Here is a 17,139-nt window from a genome sequence, read left to right as displayed (position 1 = left end):
GCAGCTCGACTAAGTCGGGTTGCGACGCGCCATAAAGGCCAGACGTTCAAACATCATCACGTCTTGCTCGTTCTTGAGCAGCGCGCCGTGCAGTGGCGGAATGGCGCTGTTCGGATTGGCGTCCTGCAGCGTTTCCAGCGGCATATCTTCGTTCATTAGAAGCTTCAGCCAATCAAGCAGCTCGCTGGTTGATGGCTTTTTCTTCAGGCCTGGAACTTCGCGCAGCTCATAGAAGATATCCATCGCCTTTTTGACCAAAGTCTTTTGGATGCCGGGATAATGCACGTCGATGATCGACTGCATCGTGTCGCGGTCTGGAAACTTGATGTAGTGGAAGAAACAGCGGCGCAGGAATGCGTCTGGCAATTCCTTCTCATTGTTCGAGGTGATGACCACAATCGGGCGCTCTTTGGCGGCCACGCGCTCTTGCGTTTCATAGACATCAAAGCTCATCCGATCGAGCTCTTGCAAGAGATCGTTTGGAAATTCGATGTCGGCCTTATCAATCTCGTCGATCAGCAGAACAGGCAGCTGCTCAGAGGTGAAGGCTTCCCACAGCTTGCCCTTCTTGATGTAATTGCGGATGTCGTGGACGCGTTCCTCGCCCAGCTGACCATCGCGAAGACGTGCAACCGCATCATATTCATACAGACCTTGCTGCGCCTTGGTGGTCGATTTGACGTTCCACTCGATGAGCGGCGCGCCAATCGCTTTCGCAATTTCGTGCGCCAGCACGGTTTTGCCTGTGCCCGGTTCGCCTTTGACCAGCAACGGGCGGCGCAGGGTTACCGCAGCATCCACCGCGACTTTCAAATCATCGGTGGCGATGTAATCATTGGTGCCTTCAAAGCGCTGCTGCGTCGTGTCGGTCATGGGTTTTCCTGTAAATCTCAAATGGCAACTGAACTTGATGCGAGCGTTAAGGTCGATCCGTTCGGGTGGCAAGGGTGACGCTACGTAAGCTCGCGTTCAAATTGGAAGGCTGTGCTGGGCGGTGACTTCAGCGGGGCAGGGCAAGGATGCGCTGCGCGATCAGTTCCAACGCTGTGTTATCGAGCGCGGCGTCCGGATTGTTCCAGCTCAAGACGAGAATATGCTGGTTGCCTGACTGATCGGTGAGCAGCCATGTGAGGTAGAGGACGCCGGGCTCTGATCCGCCCTTATAGCCAATATACTCCCAGTCGTCGCGCACGCTGGACTGGACAGAGGGGTTGATGCCCATGATCGCAAACGCATTGTCGTCGGCGACTTCATTCATGTGCAGGAACAGTTTTCGCAGATCATTGGCGCTCGCGAACCACTCGACATCGATCGCGACAGGACCACCCGCGAAAGCCGAGTTCACGTCATTGGCGCTGACAGACGCGCTATCGAGCTCGCTCAGCATCTTTAATTTGCGCTGGGCGTCCGTTTCCGTGCGGTACGCCTCCAGGGTTTCTGGCGCGCCGCCTTTGAGGGTGAAGAGCTCCCTTGTGGTCAAAAACGGATTGGCTTTGCTCAGATCGCTGTGCCCGCTTTCCGCGACCAGCTTGGCAATGCGGTCCCGCCCGAGCGCGTTGATCAACTCGTCAGTCGCGGTGTTATCGCTGATCGAGATCATCATGCTGGCTAGAGTGTGTAAGGTCACCGGAGCGCCTTGCGGCCAGTCTTGCATCATGCCGCTGGGTAAACTCCTTTGACTAAGGGGGATTACCTCATTCCAACTGCGCTTTCCCGCCGCGACGTCCTCTGCGAGAGCTGCCAAGACGTATAGTTTGAACGTCGAGCCAATGGCGAATTGTCGTTCTGGATTGATTGATAGGACAGGGGCATCGCCGCTGATAGGGCCATAATAAACGCCAACTTTGCCTGGTAGTGCAGCGAGATCGGCTTCGATCTTCGCGAGACTGTCATCGATTGCATCAAATTGGCGCAGCAGCAGGCCTTCGATTTTGTGCGGCTCTGTTGCACTCAGCGCCAATGTGCCTTGTCCAATCGCCTTTTCAAATCGGATCGCGATGTTTGCGGTGAACTCACCAGTTGACTCAATGCTTTCAACCCCGATGGCTGCGCCAAATTGCGAGGTCAGCTGCTGGGTTACTGCATTGAACTGCGCTGGAGGCACTGAGGCAAGGAATTGCGGCCCGAACACGTCCTCTGGCGCTTTCTCCTCTTTCAAAAGGGCGACGACATCCTGCGCGCGGGTCTTCAGCGGCTCGGAGACTGTCGTCTCGCTGGCGGGGGCATCCTGCGCCAATATGGAGCTAGGGACGAGCATAAGCGAGAAGGCGAGCGCGAGGTTTTTAAGCATGGGAAGCATAGTGCATCGCGCGGAGGCCTGCTGCAAGGCGTAACCAAATGGCGCAGGCGCGCTAATAGCTCTAGAAGCATCACCCATAGGAGGGCCCGCAATGCCGACAGAGACTTTTTCGATCACGACAACCGCCGGACATAGCCTGGATGGGGCGCTTGAAATGCCCACGGGTCTGGTCAGAGGCGCTGCGGTCTTTGCGCATTGCTTCACCTGCACCAAGCAGAGCCGTGCCGCGATCAGTGTCGCCCGCGCTCTGGCGGCCCAGGGCATCGCGACGCTGCGGTTCGATTTCACCGGGCTTGGCGGAAGCGAAGGCGAGTTTGGCCGCGCCGGGTTTGCGACGGACATTGCCGATCTGGTCTCGGTCGCTGGTGCTCTGCGGTCGCGCTTTGACGCACCGCTGCTGATGATCGGGCATAGCCTAGGCGGAGCAGCGGTGCTGGCCGCAGCGCACGAGCTGGGCGCTGAGAATGTCGCGGCTGTCGCCACTATCGGCGCGCCTTCGGACGTTCCGCATGTGCTGCACATCATCAAAGGCGATCATGAGGCGATCCGCACCGAAGGCGAGGGGCCGGTGACAATTGGCGGACAGAGCTTTTCGGTCAGCCGGGAGTTCCTTGAGCGAACGGAATCGGTCAAATTGCTCGATCTTGTGAAGGAGCTAAGGCTGCCTTACCTCGCGCTGCACTCACCAACCGATACAATCGTCGGCGTAGAGCACGCGGCGGCTCTGTTTCAGGCCGCTTTTCACCCAAAGAGCTTCATCAGCCTGGACGATGCTGATCACCTGCTGACCAAGGCCGAGGATGCTGAATATGCCGCTGTAGCGATCGCTTCATGGGCAAAAAGATACCTCAAGAGCTGCGGTGAGACTCAGCTGCCTGAGGCTGGCGTTTTAGTGAAATCTGGCCACGGTAAGTTTGGAAGCGAGGTGTTCACCACCAGTCACCGTTTCGTGGCCGATGAACCGCGCAGTTATGGCGGTGATGACACTGGCCCGACGCCATATGACTTGCTCAACGCTGCGCTGGGTACTTGTACCGTCATGACCATGAAGATGTATGCAGACCGCAAAGGCTGGCCAGTAGAGGGTTACCAAGTGCATGTGACCCATGAGCGGGATCATGCGAGCGATTGCGATCATTGCGAGGAGGAGGGCGAAGGCGCTCAAATTCAGGCGCTCAATCGCTCGATCACAGTTTTGGGCGATGACCTGACTGATGATCAGCGCGCGCGGATTATCGCGATTGCCGACAAATGCCCGGTGCACCGCACCCTAGAGGGGCATCTGCATATTCATACTGAAATGGCGGGTTAGGTCCCGATAGAGACAACCGCATAAAGGAACGCGAATTGTATCACTAGCATCAGGAATGTACTGATTTTCCAAGCCGTTCCAGCGTCTTTCATCCCGCGCTCCCAAGTCCAATAGCCAATTGCGAAGGATGACACCGAGCAGCAAACAATCGTGAACAGCGGATCTTTGGAAGACAAAGCGGTCGCGATAATTGCCAATGATAACAACTGCAGTAGCATTGCGCCGGTGAACCACACGATTGGTACTGGGCGGTAGGCAGTATCTGGTATGTCCCAATCGGGTAGTAGGCAGTCTTTCCTCGCCAAGCGCCGATCAAAATAAACCGTGTCGGCATCATCAATTTCACGGCCATTGGGTAGGTGCCGCGATTGCCGTTTGAGGCTATTCTCGTCCTTGTCCGCCGGATCAGGCATCAATCGCCTCGCGGTCGACCTCTCCGGCGCGGTTTTGGATGAAATTGAAGCGGTGCTCTGGATTGCGGCCCATCAATTGATCAACGACTTCCTTCACCGCCGCGCGATCTTCAAACTCTTGCGGCAAGGTGATGCGGATCAGGCTGCGGGAGTCTGGATCCATAGTGGTTTCGCGTAGCTGCTGCGGGTTCATCTCGCCGAGGCCCTTAAACCGGCCAACCTCGACCTTTTTGCCTTTGAAAACCGTCTCTTCCAGCTGCGCGCGGTGCGCATCATCATTGGCGTAGCGGCTCTCTTTACCAGCGGTCAGCTTATAAAGCGGCGGCTTGGCCAGGAACAGGTGGCCCTTTTTTACGATGTCCGACATCTCTTGGAAGAAGAACGTCATCAGCAGGGTCGCGATATGCGCGCCATCAACGTCCGCATCGGTCATGATAATCACGCGGTCATAGCGAAGGTTTTCAGCGTCGCAGTCTTTGCGGGTGCCGCATCCCAGCGCGAGTGAGAGGTCGGCGATTTCCTGATTGGCGCGGATTTTTTCAGCGGTTGCCGAGGCCACATTCAGGATCTTACCGCGGATCGGCAGGATCGCTTGCGTCTTGCGATTGCGCGCTTGTTTGGCGCTGCCGCCAGCCGAATCGCCCTCAACGATGAACAGCTCGGTTTCTTTGTCGCCTTCGCCGGAACAATCGGTGAGCTTGCCGGGTAGGCGGAGCTTCTTGGCATTGGTCGCGGTCTTGCGCTTGATCTCGCGCTCTTGCTTGCGGCGCAGGCGTTCATCCATGCGCTCCATAACCTCGCCGAGCAGGGCCTTGCCCCGATCCATATTGTCGGTGAGGAAATGGTCGAAGTGATCGCGCACCGCGTTCTCAACAAAGCGCGCCGCCTCCGGTGAGGTCAGGCGATCCTTTGTCTGCGACTGAAACGAAGGGTCGCGGATAAAGACGCTGAGCATCACCTCACCGCCGGTCATCACGTCATCGGCGCTGATGTCTTTGGCCTTCTTCGTGCCGGTGAGCTCACCAAAGGCGCGCAGGCCCTTGGTTAGGGCCGCCCTAAGGCCTTGCTCGTGCGTTCCGCCATCGGGGGTAGGCACGGTGTTACAGTACCAGCTGGTCGATCCGTCGGAATAGAGCGGCCATGCGATGGCCCATTCGACGCGTCCTTGCGAGGTGCCGCTGTCATCCTCGGGAAAGTCCTGATTGCCGGTAAAGGCCTGCGCGGTGACGCATTCGCGCGCTCCGACTTGCTCCGCAAGATGATCGGCGAGACCGCCAGGGAATTTGAACGTGGCCTCTTCAGGCACGTCTTCTGAGGCGAGGCTAGGCGCGCATTTCCAGCGGATTTCAACAGCCGGCGAACAGATAGGCCTTTGAGCGGGCGAGCTTGAACAGCCGGTGCGGCTTAAACTTGCGGTCGCCAAATATCTCTTCATCGGGCGTGAAGCTGACCTGAGTTCCGCGCCGATTGGGTGTTGCGCCAAGGTTTTCGATCTTGCCAAGCGTTTGCCCTTTGGAGAATTCCTGCGCGAACAATTGCTTGTCGCGCGCAACCTCAACCCGGGTGTGTGATGACAGAGCGTTGACGACGCTGACGCCCACACCGTGCAGACCGCCGCTGGTGGCATAGGCCTTGCCAGAGAACTTGCCGCCCGAGTGAAGCGTGGAAAGGATTACCTCAAGCGTGGATTTGCCCGGGAACTTTGGATGCTCATCAACCGGGATGCCCCGGCCATTATCGCCGATGGTAAGGCGATTGCCTTCCTCCAGACGCACTTCGATCCGGTTGGCATGGCCTGCAACGGCTTCGTCCATCGAGTTGTCGAGCACTTCGGCGGCAAGGTGATGCAGCGCGCGGTCATCCGTGCCGCCAATGTACATCCCAGGTCGGCGGCGCACCGGCTCCAGCCCTTCGAGCACCTCAATCGATGAGGAATCGTAATCACCGCTCGATGACGGAGTACCTTCAAACAGATCATCAGACATGCTTAGGGCTATAGGCCCGGCAGAGAGCCGCTAACAAGCAGGTAGCTCTACGTTTTGCTCAGTCCTCGAAACGTTTGGGTGCCTCATCGACGATTACGACGCTGTTGCCGCGCACTTCGCGCACTTCCATTGAGCGTTCCACTACGCCGTTGCGTTGGAAGCGGAATGGGCCGTCCAGCCCGAGGAAACCGCCGCGATCACGCAGCTGTCGTTGAGGGAACTGGCTGCCAACGCGCCAATCCCGCGCCACTCTGAGAGTGAGCAGGACAGCATCATACCCCAAGGTTGAAATCCGGTAGGGCTGCGAGCCAAAGCGGCCCTCATAGCTTTCGGTAAAGCGCTTATACCGTCCATCAGACACTGCAGAGAACAATGCGCCGCGCATTGCGCTGGAGCGGGTGAGGGCAGTTTCGCCGCTCCACAGCTCTGTGCCGAGGATGCGGGAGTTTACACCGTTTTCTTTCTTGAGCTCGCCAGCAGCCTGAACCGATAGCCGCGCGCCTTCGCCAAGCAGCACCGTGTCATAGCCGCCAGCATCGCGCAGCCGCTGGGCTGCACTGACGATGGAGGTGTTTCCGCGCGAGTAGCGCTGAGTTGTGGTCAGCGATCCGCCGAAATCACGCAGAGCATTGCTGAGCGCGCCCAAAGAGCGATCGCCGTAGTCACTGTTGGACAATAGCGCGGCAAAGCGCGTTGCACCTTGATTGCGGGCATAGCGGACGCTGCGGCGGATTGATTGCTCTGGAATGTGTCCCATCACGAACACATCCGGGCTCGCAACACTGGTGTCGTTCGAGAATGAGATCGTCGTCACACCCGCTGGGCGCGCCTGTGCCTGAACTGCAGACACGTTTTCTGACATCAATGGTCCGAGGATCAGACGGTTGCCGTCGGCGATGGCTCTGCGAGCGGCCGCGCCTGCCCCTTGCGAGGTGTCATAGGTTGTGATGCGCAGATTGTTCGCATTGGTATCGAGCAATGCCATGGTGGTGGCATTCGCCAGCGATTGCCCAACGGCGCCCGTGCTACCCGACATCGGGACGAGCAGAGCAATCCGATGGCGGGTCGCGTCAGTAGGCAGAGCAGTCGCGCTAGGCTCCGTCGATGGGCCGGGATCAGTGGTGGTGGTTGGTCCCGTCTTGGGGATCACCTGACACCCGCCGAGCACAGCGGCAGCGCCCGCAATCACCAGAGTGCGCCGATTAAACCAATTACGCTTCATACTTGCCGACCCCTGTTGGCTGTTCCAAAGAGCTTTGGTGACTGACCCGCACTCTTCATCGCCTGTATCCAAATCACTTGAGCAGGGCCTCTACATTGTAGCAACTCCGATTGGCAATCTCGGCGATATAACGCTCCGTGCTGTCGACATTTTGCAACGCTGCGATGTGATCGCCTGCGAGGATACGCGTGTGACGGGCAAATTGCTGTCGCATCTTAGCATTTCGAAACGGATGCGGCGCTATGATGACCACAGTGAGGAGGGGGCAAGGCGCGAGCTTATTGATGCGGCGCGAGCTGGCTCAGTGGCGCTGGTGAGCGATGCGGGCACGCCGCTGGTTTCTGACCCGGGCTTTCGGTTGGTGCGGGATGCGAGAGATGCAGGTGTAGCGGTTACTACGCTGCCCGGTGCTTGCGCGGCCATTGCAGGGCTGACGCTGGCAGGCCTTCCCAATGACCGCTTCCTGTTCGCAGGGTTTCTACCCGTGAAGCAAAAGGCGCGCGGGGAAGTGCTGCAAGAGCTCGGCGCGGTAAACACAACGCTGATTTTCTACGAAACCGGGCCGCGACTGGTCAAAAGCCTTGATGCCATCGCCGCAGACATGCCGGATCGGCAGGTCGCTGTCGCCCGAGAGCTGACCAAGCTGCATGAGGAATGCAGAGTGGGGACAGCGTTAGAGCTTGCGGCTCATTACACTGAACATCCGCCGAAGGGTGAGATCGTGCTGCTCATCGGCCCTCCATCAGGGGATGCGCCAGTCGGTGATCCGGATGAGCTGCTGAGAGAAGCGCTGGAAACGATGAGCCCTAGCAAGGCAGCGGGACAAGTATCCAAGGCCAGCGGACTGGACCGCAAGACGCTCTATACCCGCGCGGTGGAGCTCAAGGCGCAATGAAGCGTCAGAACGCGGAAAAGAGCGGCCGCGATGGCGAATTGAGGGCGGCCATGTGGCTGCGCCTGAAGGGCTGGCAGGTCCTTGCTCAAAGGGTGAAGACGCCGCGCGGCGAGATTGACCTCATTGCTCGCAAGGGTGCGCTTGTCGCCTTTACGGAGGTGAAATGGCGCAAGAAGAAGGCTGATCTCGACTACGCGATTGATGAAAGGCGTCTAACCCGCGTTGCCGCCGCCGCCGAATGCGTCGCCCATGAATACCTGCGCGAAGGCGATGATATGCGAATTGACGTTATCCTCCTTGCACCGGGCAGCATGCCTCGCCACATCACCAACGCTTGGATGCCTTAGACTGGCACCAGCCTTGAAAGGATTATTGATGAGTCTTCGCATCGCGGTTCAGATGGACCCTATTGAAAACATCAACATTAAGGGCGATTCCAGTTTTGCGCTGATGCTGGCCGCGCAAGAACGCGGGCACTCGATCTATGAGTATCATGTTGAGAGCCTGACGCTGGATGCGAACGACCGCCTGTTTGCCGAATGCGCACCGGTCACGGTGCAGCGGGTTGAGGGCGATCACTTTACCAAAGGCGCAGCTGAGCGGCTGGATCTGGGCAAAGACATCGACGTTATCCTGATGCGTCAGGATCCGCCATTTCACATGGGCTATATCACGGCGACCCACCTGCTTGAGCGGATTGGCAAAGAGACATTGGTGGTCAATGATCCTGCGAATGTTCGCAATTCACCTGAAAAGGTGATGGTGCTCGATTACCGCCGGTTTATGCCGCCGACCCTCATCACGCGCTCCCCAGACGAGGTGAAGCGCTTTATGGCTGAGCATGGGGCCGTGGTCGTGAAGCCCATCCACGGCAATGGCGGCAAAGCGATCTTCCGCGTGCCAGCCGATGGCGACAATCTCACCGCTCTGTTTGAGGTCTTCAACCAGACCTGGCCAGAGCCGCATATGGTCCAGCCATTCCTCCCTGAGGTGGCAGAGGGAGACAAGCGTATCGTGCTGGTCGATGGCGAAGTTGCGGGCGCAATCAACCGGATACCGGGCGAGGGTGAGTTTCGTTCTAACCTGGCCATGGGCGGCAGCGCAGAGAAAACCGGCCTGACCGAGCGCGAGCAAGAGATCTGCGATGCGATGGGGCCAGAGCTTAAGCGGCTGGGCCTGACATTCGTCGGAATCGATGTGATCGGCGGCAAATGGCTGACTGAGATTAACGTGACTTCGCCGACGGGCATTGTGGCTATCGATGCGTTTAATGGCACCGATACGGCTGGAATGATTTGGGATGCTATTGAGGGGCGCCACGCGGGGCTTTGATGTCCGCTATCGAACCACCTTCGGACGCTAGGTTTGGTGAACCAGTTTCTTTGCATTTTGGTTTGACCCCTGACATGTTCTCGCGATGAATAAGGTTCTTTCGTTTGTTGTGTCCTTGGGTGCTGTGGTGACTGGAAGTTGTAGTAGTGCAGATCATAAGGAGACCTACCCAATAGCAGAGGCCCAGGAATCATCCTTCATGGGAAGCACTTCGTCCTTCGGGATTGTGAAGCGCAATGAAAGAGAAAAACTCAGCGAGCGACGCGACAGGGCATATGCATTCTGTTTTGAACAATATGACGATGCGCGGGACCGTCAGCGCTGTTTTGATTGGCAAGATATGTCCATTGTTAAGGCGCGTCGAGCCGAAACCTACGCTGAGAAAATTCGCGCTAATGGCCTCAAAATCGGCGACCACGAATTTGGTCCGTCCACCCCAGAGTTTGTAATCTATCATCACCCTGAAGTTTGGCTTGATGCTCGTGAGTATTGCTATTCAATTTATCGCCATGCTGGCTCGCGAGACGCGAGAATGTTGGGGCCGTGCATTTCAAATGCGGTCGGTTTCGACTATTTTGGAATGAGGCCCATTCCATGACCGCTTTCACCCCAAATTCAGTTAGTTCTTCTTCGCGGATTTTCGCTCTCTGGGATGCGCCGAACGATAATTCTCCTGCATCGTTTCAGGATCAACATTAGCCTCAATCTGCATTGAGCCTTGTGTAGCAGGCCAAACAGTTGCTGCAGGCTTCTGAAACCCGCCCCCGCTCCCAGAAAACCACCTGATCTGGGACGCGATTGAGGGGCGGGTGAGCTAGAACATGTTGCATTGAGCCATGATGGCTTTGCCGCTGGTCTCAATTTTGACATTTGCACTCACTTCGCCGAGCGCGCTGTCGTTGTAAGTCACATTTGAACCCTCAACCTTAGCGCCTGCCTTGCCCATGAATGCGAGGGTCAGGCGGTCTTCAAGAGACTTGTATGCTGCGGCTTGCTGCGATGGCGTTAACTTTTGAAGTTTGTCGTCAAAACACTCGCATTGATTGGATGAGGCGCTGAAACTCAGATAGGGCGCGCTTTGCAAATAGTCAGTGTCGCACTTTGCGTAATAGTTGCCGCGTTCATAACCCTCACTTGTGTGAGAGCCGCCAAACACCCCACTGTAATACGCGAATGCCACTCCGCCCGAAACAACCACGAATATGGCTACCAAATCCAATCTCATGATTTCTCTCCCCTGCCATCGTTTATCTCTTTTTCCAGGCGCGCGGGTGCGCAGCGCGGTAATTTTCTAGCATTCGCGCCGCGTCTACTTGGGTGTAAATCTGGGTTGAGCCGAGTGATGCATGCCCCAACAACTCTTGCAAAGACCTTAAATCAGCGCCCGCTCCCAACAGATGAGTCGCAAAGCTGTGGCGCAGGGCGTGCGGGGTCGCTGTGTCAGGAAGGCCCAGCGCGCGGCGGGCGTTTGCCATCGCTTTTTGCACCATGCCGGGGGACAGCAGGCCGCCCTTTGCCCCTCGGAACAGCGCTTCGCTTGGCTCAGCCTTCCACGGGCAAAGCTCCGCATAGCGCGCCACTGCATCCCGCGTGACCGGCAGGATCGGGACAATTCGCTGTTTTCCGCCCTTGCCGGTGACCTGAAGGGTCTCGCCCAGCTCCGCATCGGACCATTTGAGCGACAGGGCCTCTGCGATGCGCAGGCCCGATCCATAAATCAGCAGCAGAACCGCGCGGTCGCGCGCCCCGATCCAGTCTTCGTCCGGCATTCCGGCGACAAGGTCGGCGATATTGACCGCTTCGTCGGGGGTAACGGGGCGGGGAAGACCCTTCTTGGTGCGCGGGCCGCGCAGGCGCGGTGCGGAGGGATCGGGATCGCCGGTCTGCGCCCGGGCGAAGGTGATGAACGCTTTGAGCGCGGATAGCTCGCGCGCGGTGCTGGCGTTGGAGAGGCCATCATTGCGTCGCGCGGCGAGATGGGCGCGCAGGTCATGCGCCTCCAACCCAGCAACACCATTCCAATCCGTCAGATCGCGGGCCTTAAGCAGTCGCTCCGCCGCGGAGCAATAGGCGCGCACGGTGTGCGGGCTGCGCCGCCGTCCCTCGGCCAGATGATCGCGCCACTCCGACAGAAGATCGTGCAGGCTCACGCGTCCACCAGACTGTCGGCCACCACTTCGCCAAGCAGGGCGTCGAGCAATGGCAGGCCGGCCGGCGTCACGCCGATTGTGTCATCGCGCCGCCACATCAAGCCAAGGTCGCAATTGCGGGCCAATCCGCGCGGGTCAATCAATTGCGCTTCGTTCAGCTCGAAGCGCGCTGACGTTGCGCTAAGGTCGATCCCCTCGATCAGGCGCAGACCCATCAGCAGCGCTTCTGCGGCTTGATCTCTGGGACGAAGCGCCTGTTTCTCCGCTATACCGTGCCCTTGATCACTGACCGCGCGAAGGAAATTTTCCGGCTTTTTATGCCGCGTCGTCGCTATTCCGCCGCGCCGACCATGCGCGCCGGGGCCAATCCCACAATAATCCTGATAGCGCCAATAGGTGAGGTTATGGCGGCTTTCCTCGCCGGGCCGCGCGTGATTGCTGATTTCATACGCGGGCAGTCCAGCTTTGCCGGTCAGTTCTTGCGTGATGGTAAAAAGCTCTGCCGCAGCATCGTCATTCAGCGGCGCAAAGATCCCGCGCCTTACATCGCTGGCAAAGCGTGTGCCGGGCTCAATTGTGAGCTGATAGAGCGAGAGATGCGTGGTGCTGAGCGACAGTGCGCGGGTGAGCTGCGCCTCCCACAATTCTGGATTGTGATTGGGCAGGGCGTAGATCAGATCCAAGCTGACCCGCTCAAAATGCTTCTGCGCAGTGGTCAGCGCGGCGAGGGCTTCATCCGCCCCATGTAAGCGCCCGAGCCATTGCAAACTTTCATCCTCAAGTGATTGAACGCCCAGAGAAACGCGGTTGATCCCCGCGTTGGCTAGCGCCGCAAAATTGCTCGCTTCGACCGAGGACGGGTTGGCCTCCAGTGTGATCTCGATATCAGGCGCAAATCCCCACAATTGCTTCGCTTCTGCGAGCAGCGCCGCAACCAGCTCAGGCGGCATCAGCGAAGGTGTACCTCCGCCAAAAAAGATCGATGTCAGCGGCTCTCCGCCCGCCAATTTCGCCTCAAACCGCATATCGGCGAGCAAAGCAGTCTGCCACAGCTGGACGTCCACGCTGGCGCGGACATGCGAGTTGAAATCGCAATAAGGGCATTTCTTCGCGCAGAAGGGCCAGTGGATGTAAAGAGCACGCGCCATCGCTTCTTTCAGCCTTTGTTAAAGGCTTTAAGTCAAGGTGCGGCCATGCGATTCAGCGCGAAAACTTTCGGATGCCTGGCCCTGCTTGCGAGTGTGAGCGCGCCCAGTGCGCTCGCGCAGGAACGCCATAATACCGCCCCACAGGCGGACCGCTTTGCCAGCGAATTGCTACACGCCCACAACGTAGAGCGCACCGAATTCGGTGTTCAGAGGCTATCTTGGTCTCCGCAGCTCGCCAATGAGGCTCAGGATTGGGCCAATCAGCTCGCGCGCAGGGGCGTGATGCAGCACGCCTCGCTGGATCAGCGCAGAGGGCGGGGCGAAAACCTCTGGATGGGCACTGCAGGCTATTTCAGCCTGAGCGCGATGATCAACTTCTTTGCCGAAGAAAAGCGGCACTTTAGGTCTGGCACTTTCCCGAATGTCTCACGCACCGGGAATTGGGCGGACGTCGGTCATTACACCCAAATGGTCTGGGCTGAGACGCGCGAAGTCGGCTGCGCGATTGCGCATGGCAGAGGCAATGAATTCCTGGTGTGCCGCTATTGGCCCGCAGGAAACACATATGGCCGCAAGGTGGGTTGAGCGCCGCGAGCGCTTTGGGGAAGGTCGATTAATGTCAAAGATGTCGAAAACATGCAGCAAAATGGTCGCGCCGGTCGCGATCATCCTCGTCGCGTCTGGTTGCGGAGGCGGCGAGAGTGGCTCTTCGCCGAGCACTAGTACGGCTGCAACCGGCGGAACCTCGTCGTCACTGCCGCCTGCTCCTCCCCCGCCACCGCCTCCTCCTCCTCCGCCGCCACCAACCGGCGGAACGCAAACGACGCGTCAGGACGATATGCTTCGGGTGATGCTGGCGGAGCACAATGACGCGCGTCAGGAAGTTGGTGTTGGGCCAATGACTTTGGACGATGATCTAAGCCGCCAAGCGCTTGCTTATGCTGAAGAACTCGCCCGCACGGGCCGGTTTGAGCACAGCACCAGCGCCTCACGCCCGAACCAAGGCGAAAACCTATGGGCGGGTACCGAGGGCGCATTCACCTACGAGGTGATGGCGAATGGTTGGATTAGTGAAAAGCAGTATTACGTCCACGATCGCTTCCCCTATGTGAGCAATACGGGTGATTGGACCGATGTCGGCCACTACACCCAGATCATTTGGGCAAACTCAACGGAACTTGGATGCGGGGTAGCGACCGGTTCGGGCCGCGACTACCTCGTCTGCCGTTACTCGCCGCCGGGTAATGTTTCGGGGCAATTCGCCTACTGATCCCTCTGATCAGCCGCTGAATTGATCCGCAACCAGCTTGGCAAAAGCGTCTGCACGGTGGCTGATGCTGTGCTTTTCCGCTGGATCGATCTCGGCAAAGGTCTGGTCCCGGCCATTCGGCACAAACACGGGATCATAGCCAAAGCCCATTTCCCCGCGCGGGGGCCAAGTTAGGCTGCCCGGGCATGTGCCCTCATAGACGACATGCTGGCCATCGGGCCATGCAATGGCGAGCACGCAATGGAACGCCGCGCTGCGGTCGACATCTGCGCCGTGCTGGGCCAGCAATCCCTCAACCTTGCCCATCGCCATATACCAATCGCGGCCAGGATCGCCTTCAAACCATTGTCGCTCTGCCCAATCGGCGGTGTAGACGCCTGGCCGTCCATCCAGCGCATCCACAGACAGACCGCTATCATCGGAGAGGGCAGCCAATCCCGATGCTTCAGCGGCAGCCCGCGCCTTTATCATGGCGTTATCAGCGAAGGTTTTGCCCGTCTCCGGCGGCTCCGGCAGGCCGAGTGACCCGGCGGAAATGCACTTTATCCCATAAGGATCGAGCAGGGCCGAAATCTCGTTCAACTTGCCTGCATTATGGGTCGCAATGACCAGCGATCCGGAGCCAAGTTTTGTTGTCACTTCACTGCCTTCAGCTGCTCCGCGAAAATACCATCGCAGCCGATATTGGCGAGGCGCAGCAGGCGCAGCAGGCCTTCCTCGTCATAGGTTGCGCCTTCTGCGGTCGCCTGAACCTCAGCGATTTGGCCGCCAGAGATCAGCACGAAGTTTGCATCCGCATCCGCATCGCTGTCTTCAGGGTAATCGAGATCAAGCACGGGTGTGCCCTTGTAGATACCGCAGGAAATCGCCGCGACCTGCGCGGTGATCGGGTCTTCTTTGATGTCGCCTGAAGCGATCAAGCCGTTGACCGCGAGGCGCAGGGCCACCCATGCGCCCGAGATCGAGGCCGTACGCGTGCCGCCATCGGCCTGAATCACGTCGCAATCCAACGTGATTTGCCGCTCGCCGAGCTTCTTAAGGTCGACCACAGCGCGCAAAGAGCGCCCAATAAGTCGCTGAATTTCTTGGGTGCGTCCCGATTGTTTACCGCGTGCCGCCTCGCGAGAGCCGCGAGTGTGCGTTGCGCGTGGCAGCATCGAATATTCACCAGTGACCCAGCCTTCGCCTTTGCCGCGTAGCCATGGCGGAATGCGTTCTTCGACGCTGGCCGTGCACAGCACGCGGGTGTCGCCAAAGCTGATCAGGCAAGAGCCCTCTGCATGTTTGGTGAAGCCGGTTTCGATTGTGATTGCGCGCATTTCGTCGGGCGCGCGGCCAGATGGTCGCATGATGTTTTCCTATGTTCGATCTCGCTTGGCGCACGGTTTGGCCGGACAAAAGAGTGGCGGCAAGGGCACGGGCGGGCTTGGCTCGGGATAGTTTCACGCTAAATAGCACGCATGGCCTCACCACCAATTTCAGAAATGACGGACCGGGCGCGCGAGATTTTCCGCCGCGTGGTGGAAGGCTACATGGATAATGGCCAGCCCGTTGGTTCGAAAACGCTGTCGGGCGATAGCGGCCTGAACCTCTCGCCAGCCTCCATCCGCTCTGTGCTGGCGGATTTGGAGGGGCTTGGGCTGCTCGCCGCGCCGCACACCAGCGCAGGGCGCTTGCCGACGGAAATCGGCCTGAGATTGTTTGTCGACGGCATGATGCAGGTCGCTGAACCCACACCAGAAGAGCGCGCGCAGATTGAGCAGCGGCTTGGCGAGCCTGGCCCAGTAGAACAGGCGCTGGAGCAAGCAAGCTCTGTGCTCTCCGACCTTTCAGGCGCTGCGGGCATGGTTATGGTGCCCACGCGGGAGCAGCAATTGGCGCAGTTCAATCTCGTTGATCTGGGCCAGGGCAGGGCGCTCGCCGTTCTTGTTGGCGAGGATGGCGGGGTGGAAAACCGTGTGCTTGAGCTTGGAGGCGCGGTTTCACCGAGCGCGTTAGAGGCGGCAACCAATTACATTACTGCGCGGCTTTCCGGCAGGACGCTGAGCGATGCGGCCGCGGCGATGCGGCAAGAGATCAAAACCGGCCAGTCTCAGCTGGATGATGCGAGCAAGGATCTGGTTGAGCGCGGGCTGGCCGTGTGGAGCGAGGACACAGAGGAACGCCCTGTGCTGATCGTTCGCGGCGCGTCCAACCTGCTGGATGATGCGGCGATGGAGGATATCGACCGAGTTCGCTCGCTGCTCGATGACCTCGAAAACAAACAATCGGTTGCCGCTCTGCTCGACAATGCGCGCGAGGCGGAGGCAACGCGCATTTTCATCGGCAGCGAGAACCGCTTGTTCGGACTTTCCGGCTCTTCCGTCATCGCCTCGCCCTATCGCGACCGCGAGGGAAGGGTGGTAGGAGTTCTGGGTGTGATCGGGCCGACGCGGTTGAATTACGCGCGCGTGGTCCCCATGGTGGATTTAACAGCCCGTTCTTTGGGCAAACTCATTGCATAATTGGACACAAGACGACGATGATCGACAACGATAAGCCGCACGACGAAGCGGCAGAAGCAGAACTGAAGGGCGTGCCAGAGGAATTTCTGGAAGACGCGGATGCACCGGACGGTGAAGACGGCGAAGAGGATGATCTGAACGAGGCGCTGGAATCGCTGCGCCGCGATCTGGAAGAATCCAAGCAAGAGACGCTGTACGCCAAGGCAGAGACGCAAAATGTGCGCCGCCGGATGGAAAAAGACGTCGCCGATGCGCGCGCCTATGCCGCGACCGGATTTGCGCGTGATGTGCTGAGCGTGGCGGACAATCTCTCCCGCGCGATTGAGGCTATTCCAGAGAGCCTGCGCGAAGATGAGAAGATGAAGGGCCTAGTTACCGGTATTGAGGCCACTCAGCGCGAGCTGGAAAAGGTCTTTAAGAGCCACGGCATTGAGCGCGTGGCCGCGGTTGGCCTACCCCTCGATCCGAACCAGCACCAGGCTATGCTCGAAGTGCCCAGCGACGAGCACGAGCCGGGTACGATCATTCAGGAAATGCAAGCAGGCTGGATGATCAAAGATCGCCTGCTGCGCCCAGCTATGGTTGGTGTCGCTAAGAAGCCGGATTGAT

The 17,139-nt window shown here is 58.7% G+C and carries 18 protein-coding genes and 1 pseudogene; 9 read left to right on the top strand and 10 right to left on the bottom strand.

What is annotated here, in order from left to right:
- Nucleotides 1-9 precede the first annotated feature (9 nt).
- The gene (locus AC0V6U_RS06430) at nt 10-873 is read right to left on the bottom strand and encodes an AAA family ATPase (protein WP_472645345.1); all 864 of its coding nucleotides are present in this window, start codon (nt 871-873) and stop codon (nt 10-12) included.
- Between the two features lie 127 nt (nt 874-1,000).
- A complete protein-coding gene (locus tag AC0V6U_RS06425; protein ID WP_472645344.1) occupies nt 1,001-2,290 on the bottom strand; it encodes a serine hydrolase in 1,290 nt (429 codons plus the stop codon).
- Nucleotides 2,291-2,390: 100 nt separating this feature from the next.
- Between AC0V6U_RS06425 and AC0V6U_RS06420 the strand changes: the two genes are divergently transcribed.
- Complete coding sequence (locus AC0V6U_RS06420) at nt 2,391-3,611, top strand: bifunctional alpha/beta hydrolase/OsmC family protein (protein ID WP_472645343.1); 1,221 nt, start codon at nt 2,391-2,393, stop codon at nt 3,609-3,611.
- Here the strand turns inward: AC0V6U_RS06420 and AC0V6U_RS06415 are convergent.
- From AC0V6U_RS06415 to AC0V6U_RS06405, 3 genes and pseudogenes are all read right to left on the bottom strand, one after another.
- Nucleotides 3,608-4,024 (bottom strand): hypothetical protein, encoded by a 417-nt coding sequence (locus tag AC0V6U_RS06415; protein WP_472645342.1) that lies wholly within the window; start codon nt 4,022-4,024, stop codon nt 3,608-3,610. The two genes, AC0V6U_RS06420 and AC0V6U_RS06415, sit on opposite strands and share 4 nt — an antisense overlap.
- Nucleotides 4,017-6,009: pseudogene (gene parE, locus AC0V6U_RS06410) on the bottom strand (DNA topoisomerase IV subunit B). Before parE ends, AC0V6U_RS06415 begins: the two are co-directional and overlap by 8 nt.
- Before the next feature lie 58 nt (nt 6,010-6,067).
- Nucleotides 6,068-7,231 carry a penicillin-binding protein activator gene (locus AC0V6U_RS06405; RefSeq protein WP_472645341.1) on the bottom strand — a complete coding sequence of 388 codons (1,164 nt, stop codon included), beginning with the start codon at nt 7,229-7,231 and terminating at the stop codon, nt 6,068-6,070.
- Nucleotides 7,232-7,268: 37 nt separating this feature from the next.
- Here AC0V6U_RS06405 and rsmI point away from each other — a divergent pair, with 37 nt between their 5' ends.
- From rsmI to AC0V6U_RS06385, 4 genes are all read left to right on the top strand, one after another.
- Complete coding sequence (gene rsmI / locus AC0V6U_RS06400) at nt 7,269-8,126, top strand: 16S rRNA (cytidine(1402)-2'-O)-methyltransferase (protein WP_472645340.1); 858 nt, start codon at nt 7,269-7,271, stop codon at nt 8,124-8,126.
- On the top strand, nt 8,123-8,473 hold the full coding sequence (locus tag AC0V6U_RS06395) for a YraN family protein (protein WP_472645339.1): 351 nt from the start codon (nt 8,123-8,125) through the stop codon (nt 8,471-8,473). Before rsmI ends, AC0V6U_RS06395 begins: the two co-directional genes overlap by 4 nt.
- A gap of 28 nt (nt 8,474-8,501) precedes the next feature.
- Nucleotides 8,502-9,458 carry a glutathione synthase gene (gshB, locus tag AC0V6U_RS06390; RefSeq protein ID WP_472645338.1) on the top strand — a complete coding sequence of 319 codons (957 nt, stop codon included), beginning with the start codon at nt 8,502-8,504 and terminating at the stop codon, nt 9,456-9,458.
- Between the two features lie 85 nt (nt 9,459-9,543).
- On the top strand, nt 9,544-10,056 hold the full coding sequence (locus AC0V6U_RS06385) for a hypothetical protein (protein WP_472645337.1): 513 nt from the start codon (nt 9,544-9,546) through the stop codon (nt 10,054-10,056).
- Nucleotides 10,057-10,272: 216 nt separating this feature from the next.
- Here the strand turns inward: AC0V6U_RS06385 and AC0V6U_RS06380 are convergent, their stop codons facing one another.
- The 3 genes from AC0V6U_RS06380 to hemW are packed head-to-tail and all read right to left on the bottom strand — an operon-like array spanning nt 10,273 to nt 12,756.
- Complete coding sequence (locus tag AC0V6U_RS06380) at nt 10,273-10,656, bottom strand: hypothetical protein (RefSeq protein ID WP_486169405.1); 384 nt, start codon at nt 10,654-10,656, stop codon at nt 10,273-10,275.
- A gap of 49 nt (nt 10,657-10,705) precedes the next feature.
- The gene (locus AC0V6U_RS06375) at nt 10,706-11,608 is read right to left on the bottom strand and encodes a tyrosine recombinase XerC (RefSeq protein ID WP_472645335.1); all 903 of its coding nucleotides are present in this window, start codon (nt 11,606-11,608) and stop codon (nt 10,706-10,708) included.
- Complete coding sequence (hemW, locus tag AC0V6U_RS06370) at nt 11,605-12,756, bottom strand: radical SAM family heme chaperone HemW (RefSeq protein WP_472645334.1); 1,152 nt, start codon at nt 12,754-12,756, stop codon at nt 11,605-11,607. The genes AC0V6U_RS06375 and hemW overlap by 4 nt, the downstream gene beginning before the upstream one ends.
- A 93-nt stretch (nt 12,757-12,849) precedes the next feature.
- Here hemW and AC0V6U_RS06365 point away from each other — a divergent pair, with 93 nt between their 5' ends.
- Together AC0V6U_RS06365 and AC0V6U_RS06360 are read left to right on the top strand one after the other, a co-directional pair.
- Nucleotides 12,850-13,341, top strand: coding sequence for a CAP domain-containing protein (locus AC0V6U_RS06365; RefSeq protein WP_472645333.1), 492 nt, complete (start codon nt 12,850-12,852; stop codon nt 13,339-13,341).
- 31 nt (nt 13,342-13,372) lie between these two features.
- Complete coding sequence (locus AC0V6U_RS06360; protein ID WP_472645332.1) at nt 13,373-14,026, top strand: CAP family protein; 654 nt, start codon at nt 13,373-13,375, stop codon at nt 14,024-14,026.
- A gap of 9 nt (nt 14,027-14,035) precedes the next feature.
- On the opposite strand, the gene rdgB is transcribed toward AC0V6U_RS06360, so the two are convergent.
- Together rdgB and rph are read right to left on the bottom strand one after the other, a co-directional pair.
- A complete protein-coding gene (gene rdgB / locus AC0V6U_RS06355) occupies nt 14,036-14,665 on the bottom strand; it encodes an RdgB/HAM1 family non-canonical purine NTP pyrophosphatase (protein WP_472645331.1) in 630 nt (209 codons plus the stop codon).
- Nucleotides 14,662-15,375 carry a ribonuclease PH gene (gene rph / locus AC0V6U_RS06350; RefSeq protein ID WP_472645330.1) on the bottom strand — a complete coding sequence of 238 codons (714 nt, stop codon included), beginning with the start codon at nt 15,373-15,375 and terminating at the stop codon, nt 14,662-14,664. The genes rdgB and rph overlap by 4 nt, the downstream gene beginning before the upstream one ends.
- 111 nt (nt 15,376-15,486) lie before the next feature.
- On the opposite strand from rph, the gene hrcA reads away from it, so the two are divergent.
- Nucleotides 15,487-16,530 (top strand): heat-inducible transcriptional repressor HrcA, encoded by a 1,044-nt coding sequence (gene hrcA, locus AC0V6U_RS06345; protein ID WP_472645329.1) that lies wholly within the window; start codon nt 15,487-15,489, stop codon nt 16,528-16,530.
- 17 nt (nt 16,531-16,547) lie between these two features.
- Nucleotides 16,548-17,138 carry a nucleotide exchange factor GrpE gene (gene grpE / locus AC0V6U_RS06340; RefSeq protein WP_472645328.1) on the top strand — a complete coding sequence of 197 codons (591 nt, stop codon included), beginning with the start codon at nt 16,548-16,550 and terminating at the stop codon, nt 17,136-17,138.
- Nucleotide 17,139: the final 1 nt, after the last annotated feature.

It is taken from the genome of Erythrobacter sp. W36 (assembly GCF_057364935.1).
This window is presented reverse-complemented; position numbering and strand designations above follow the sequence as displayed.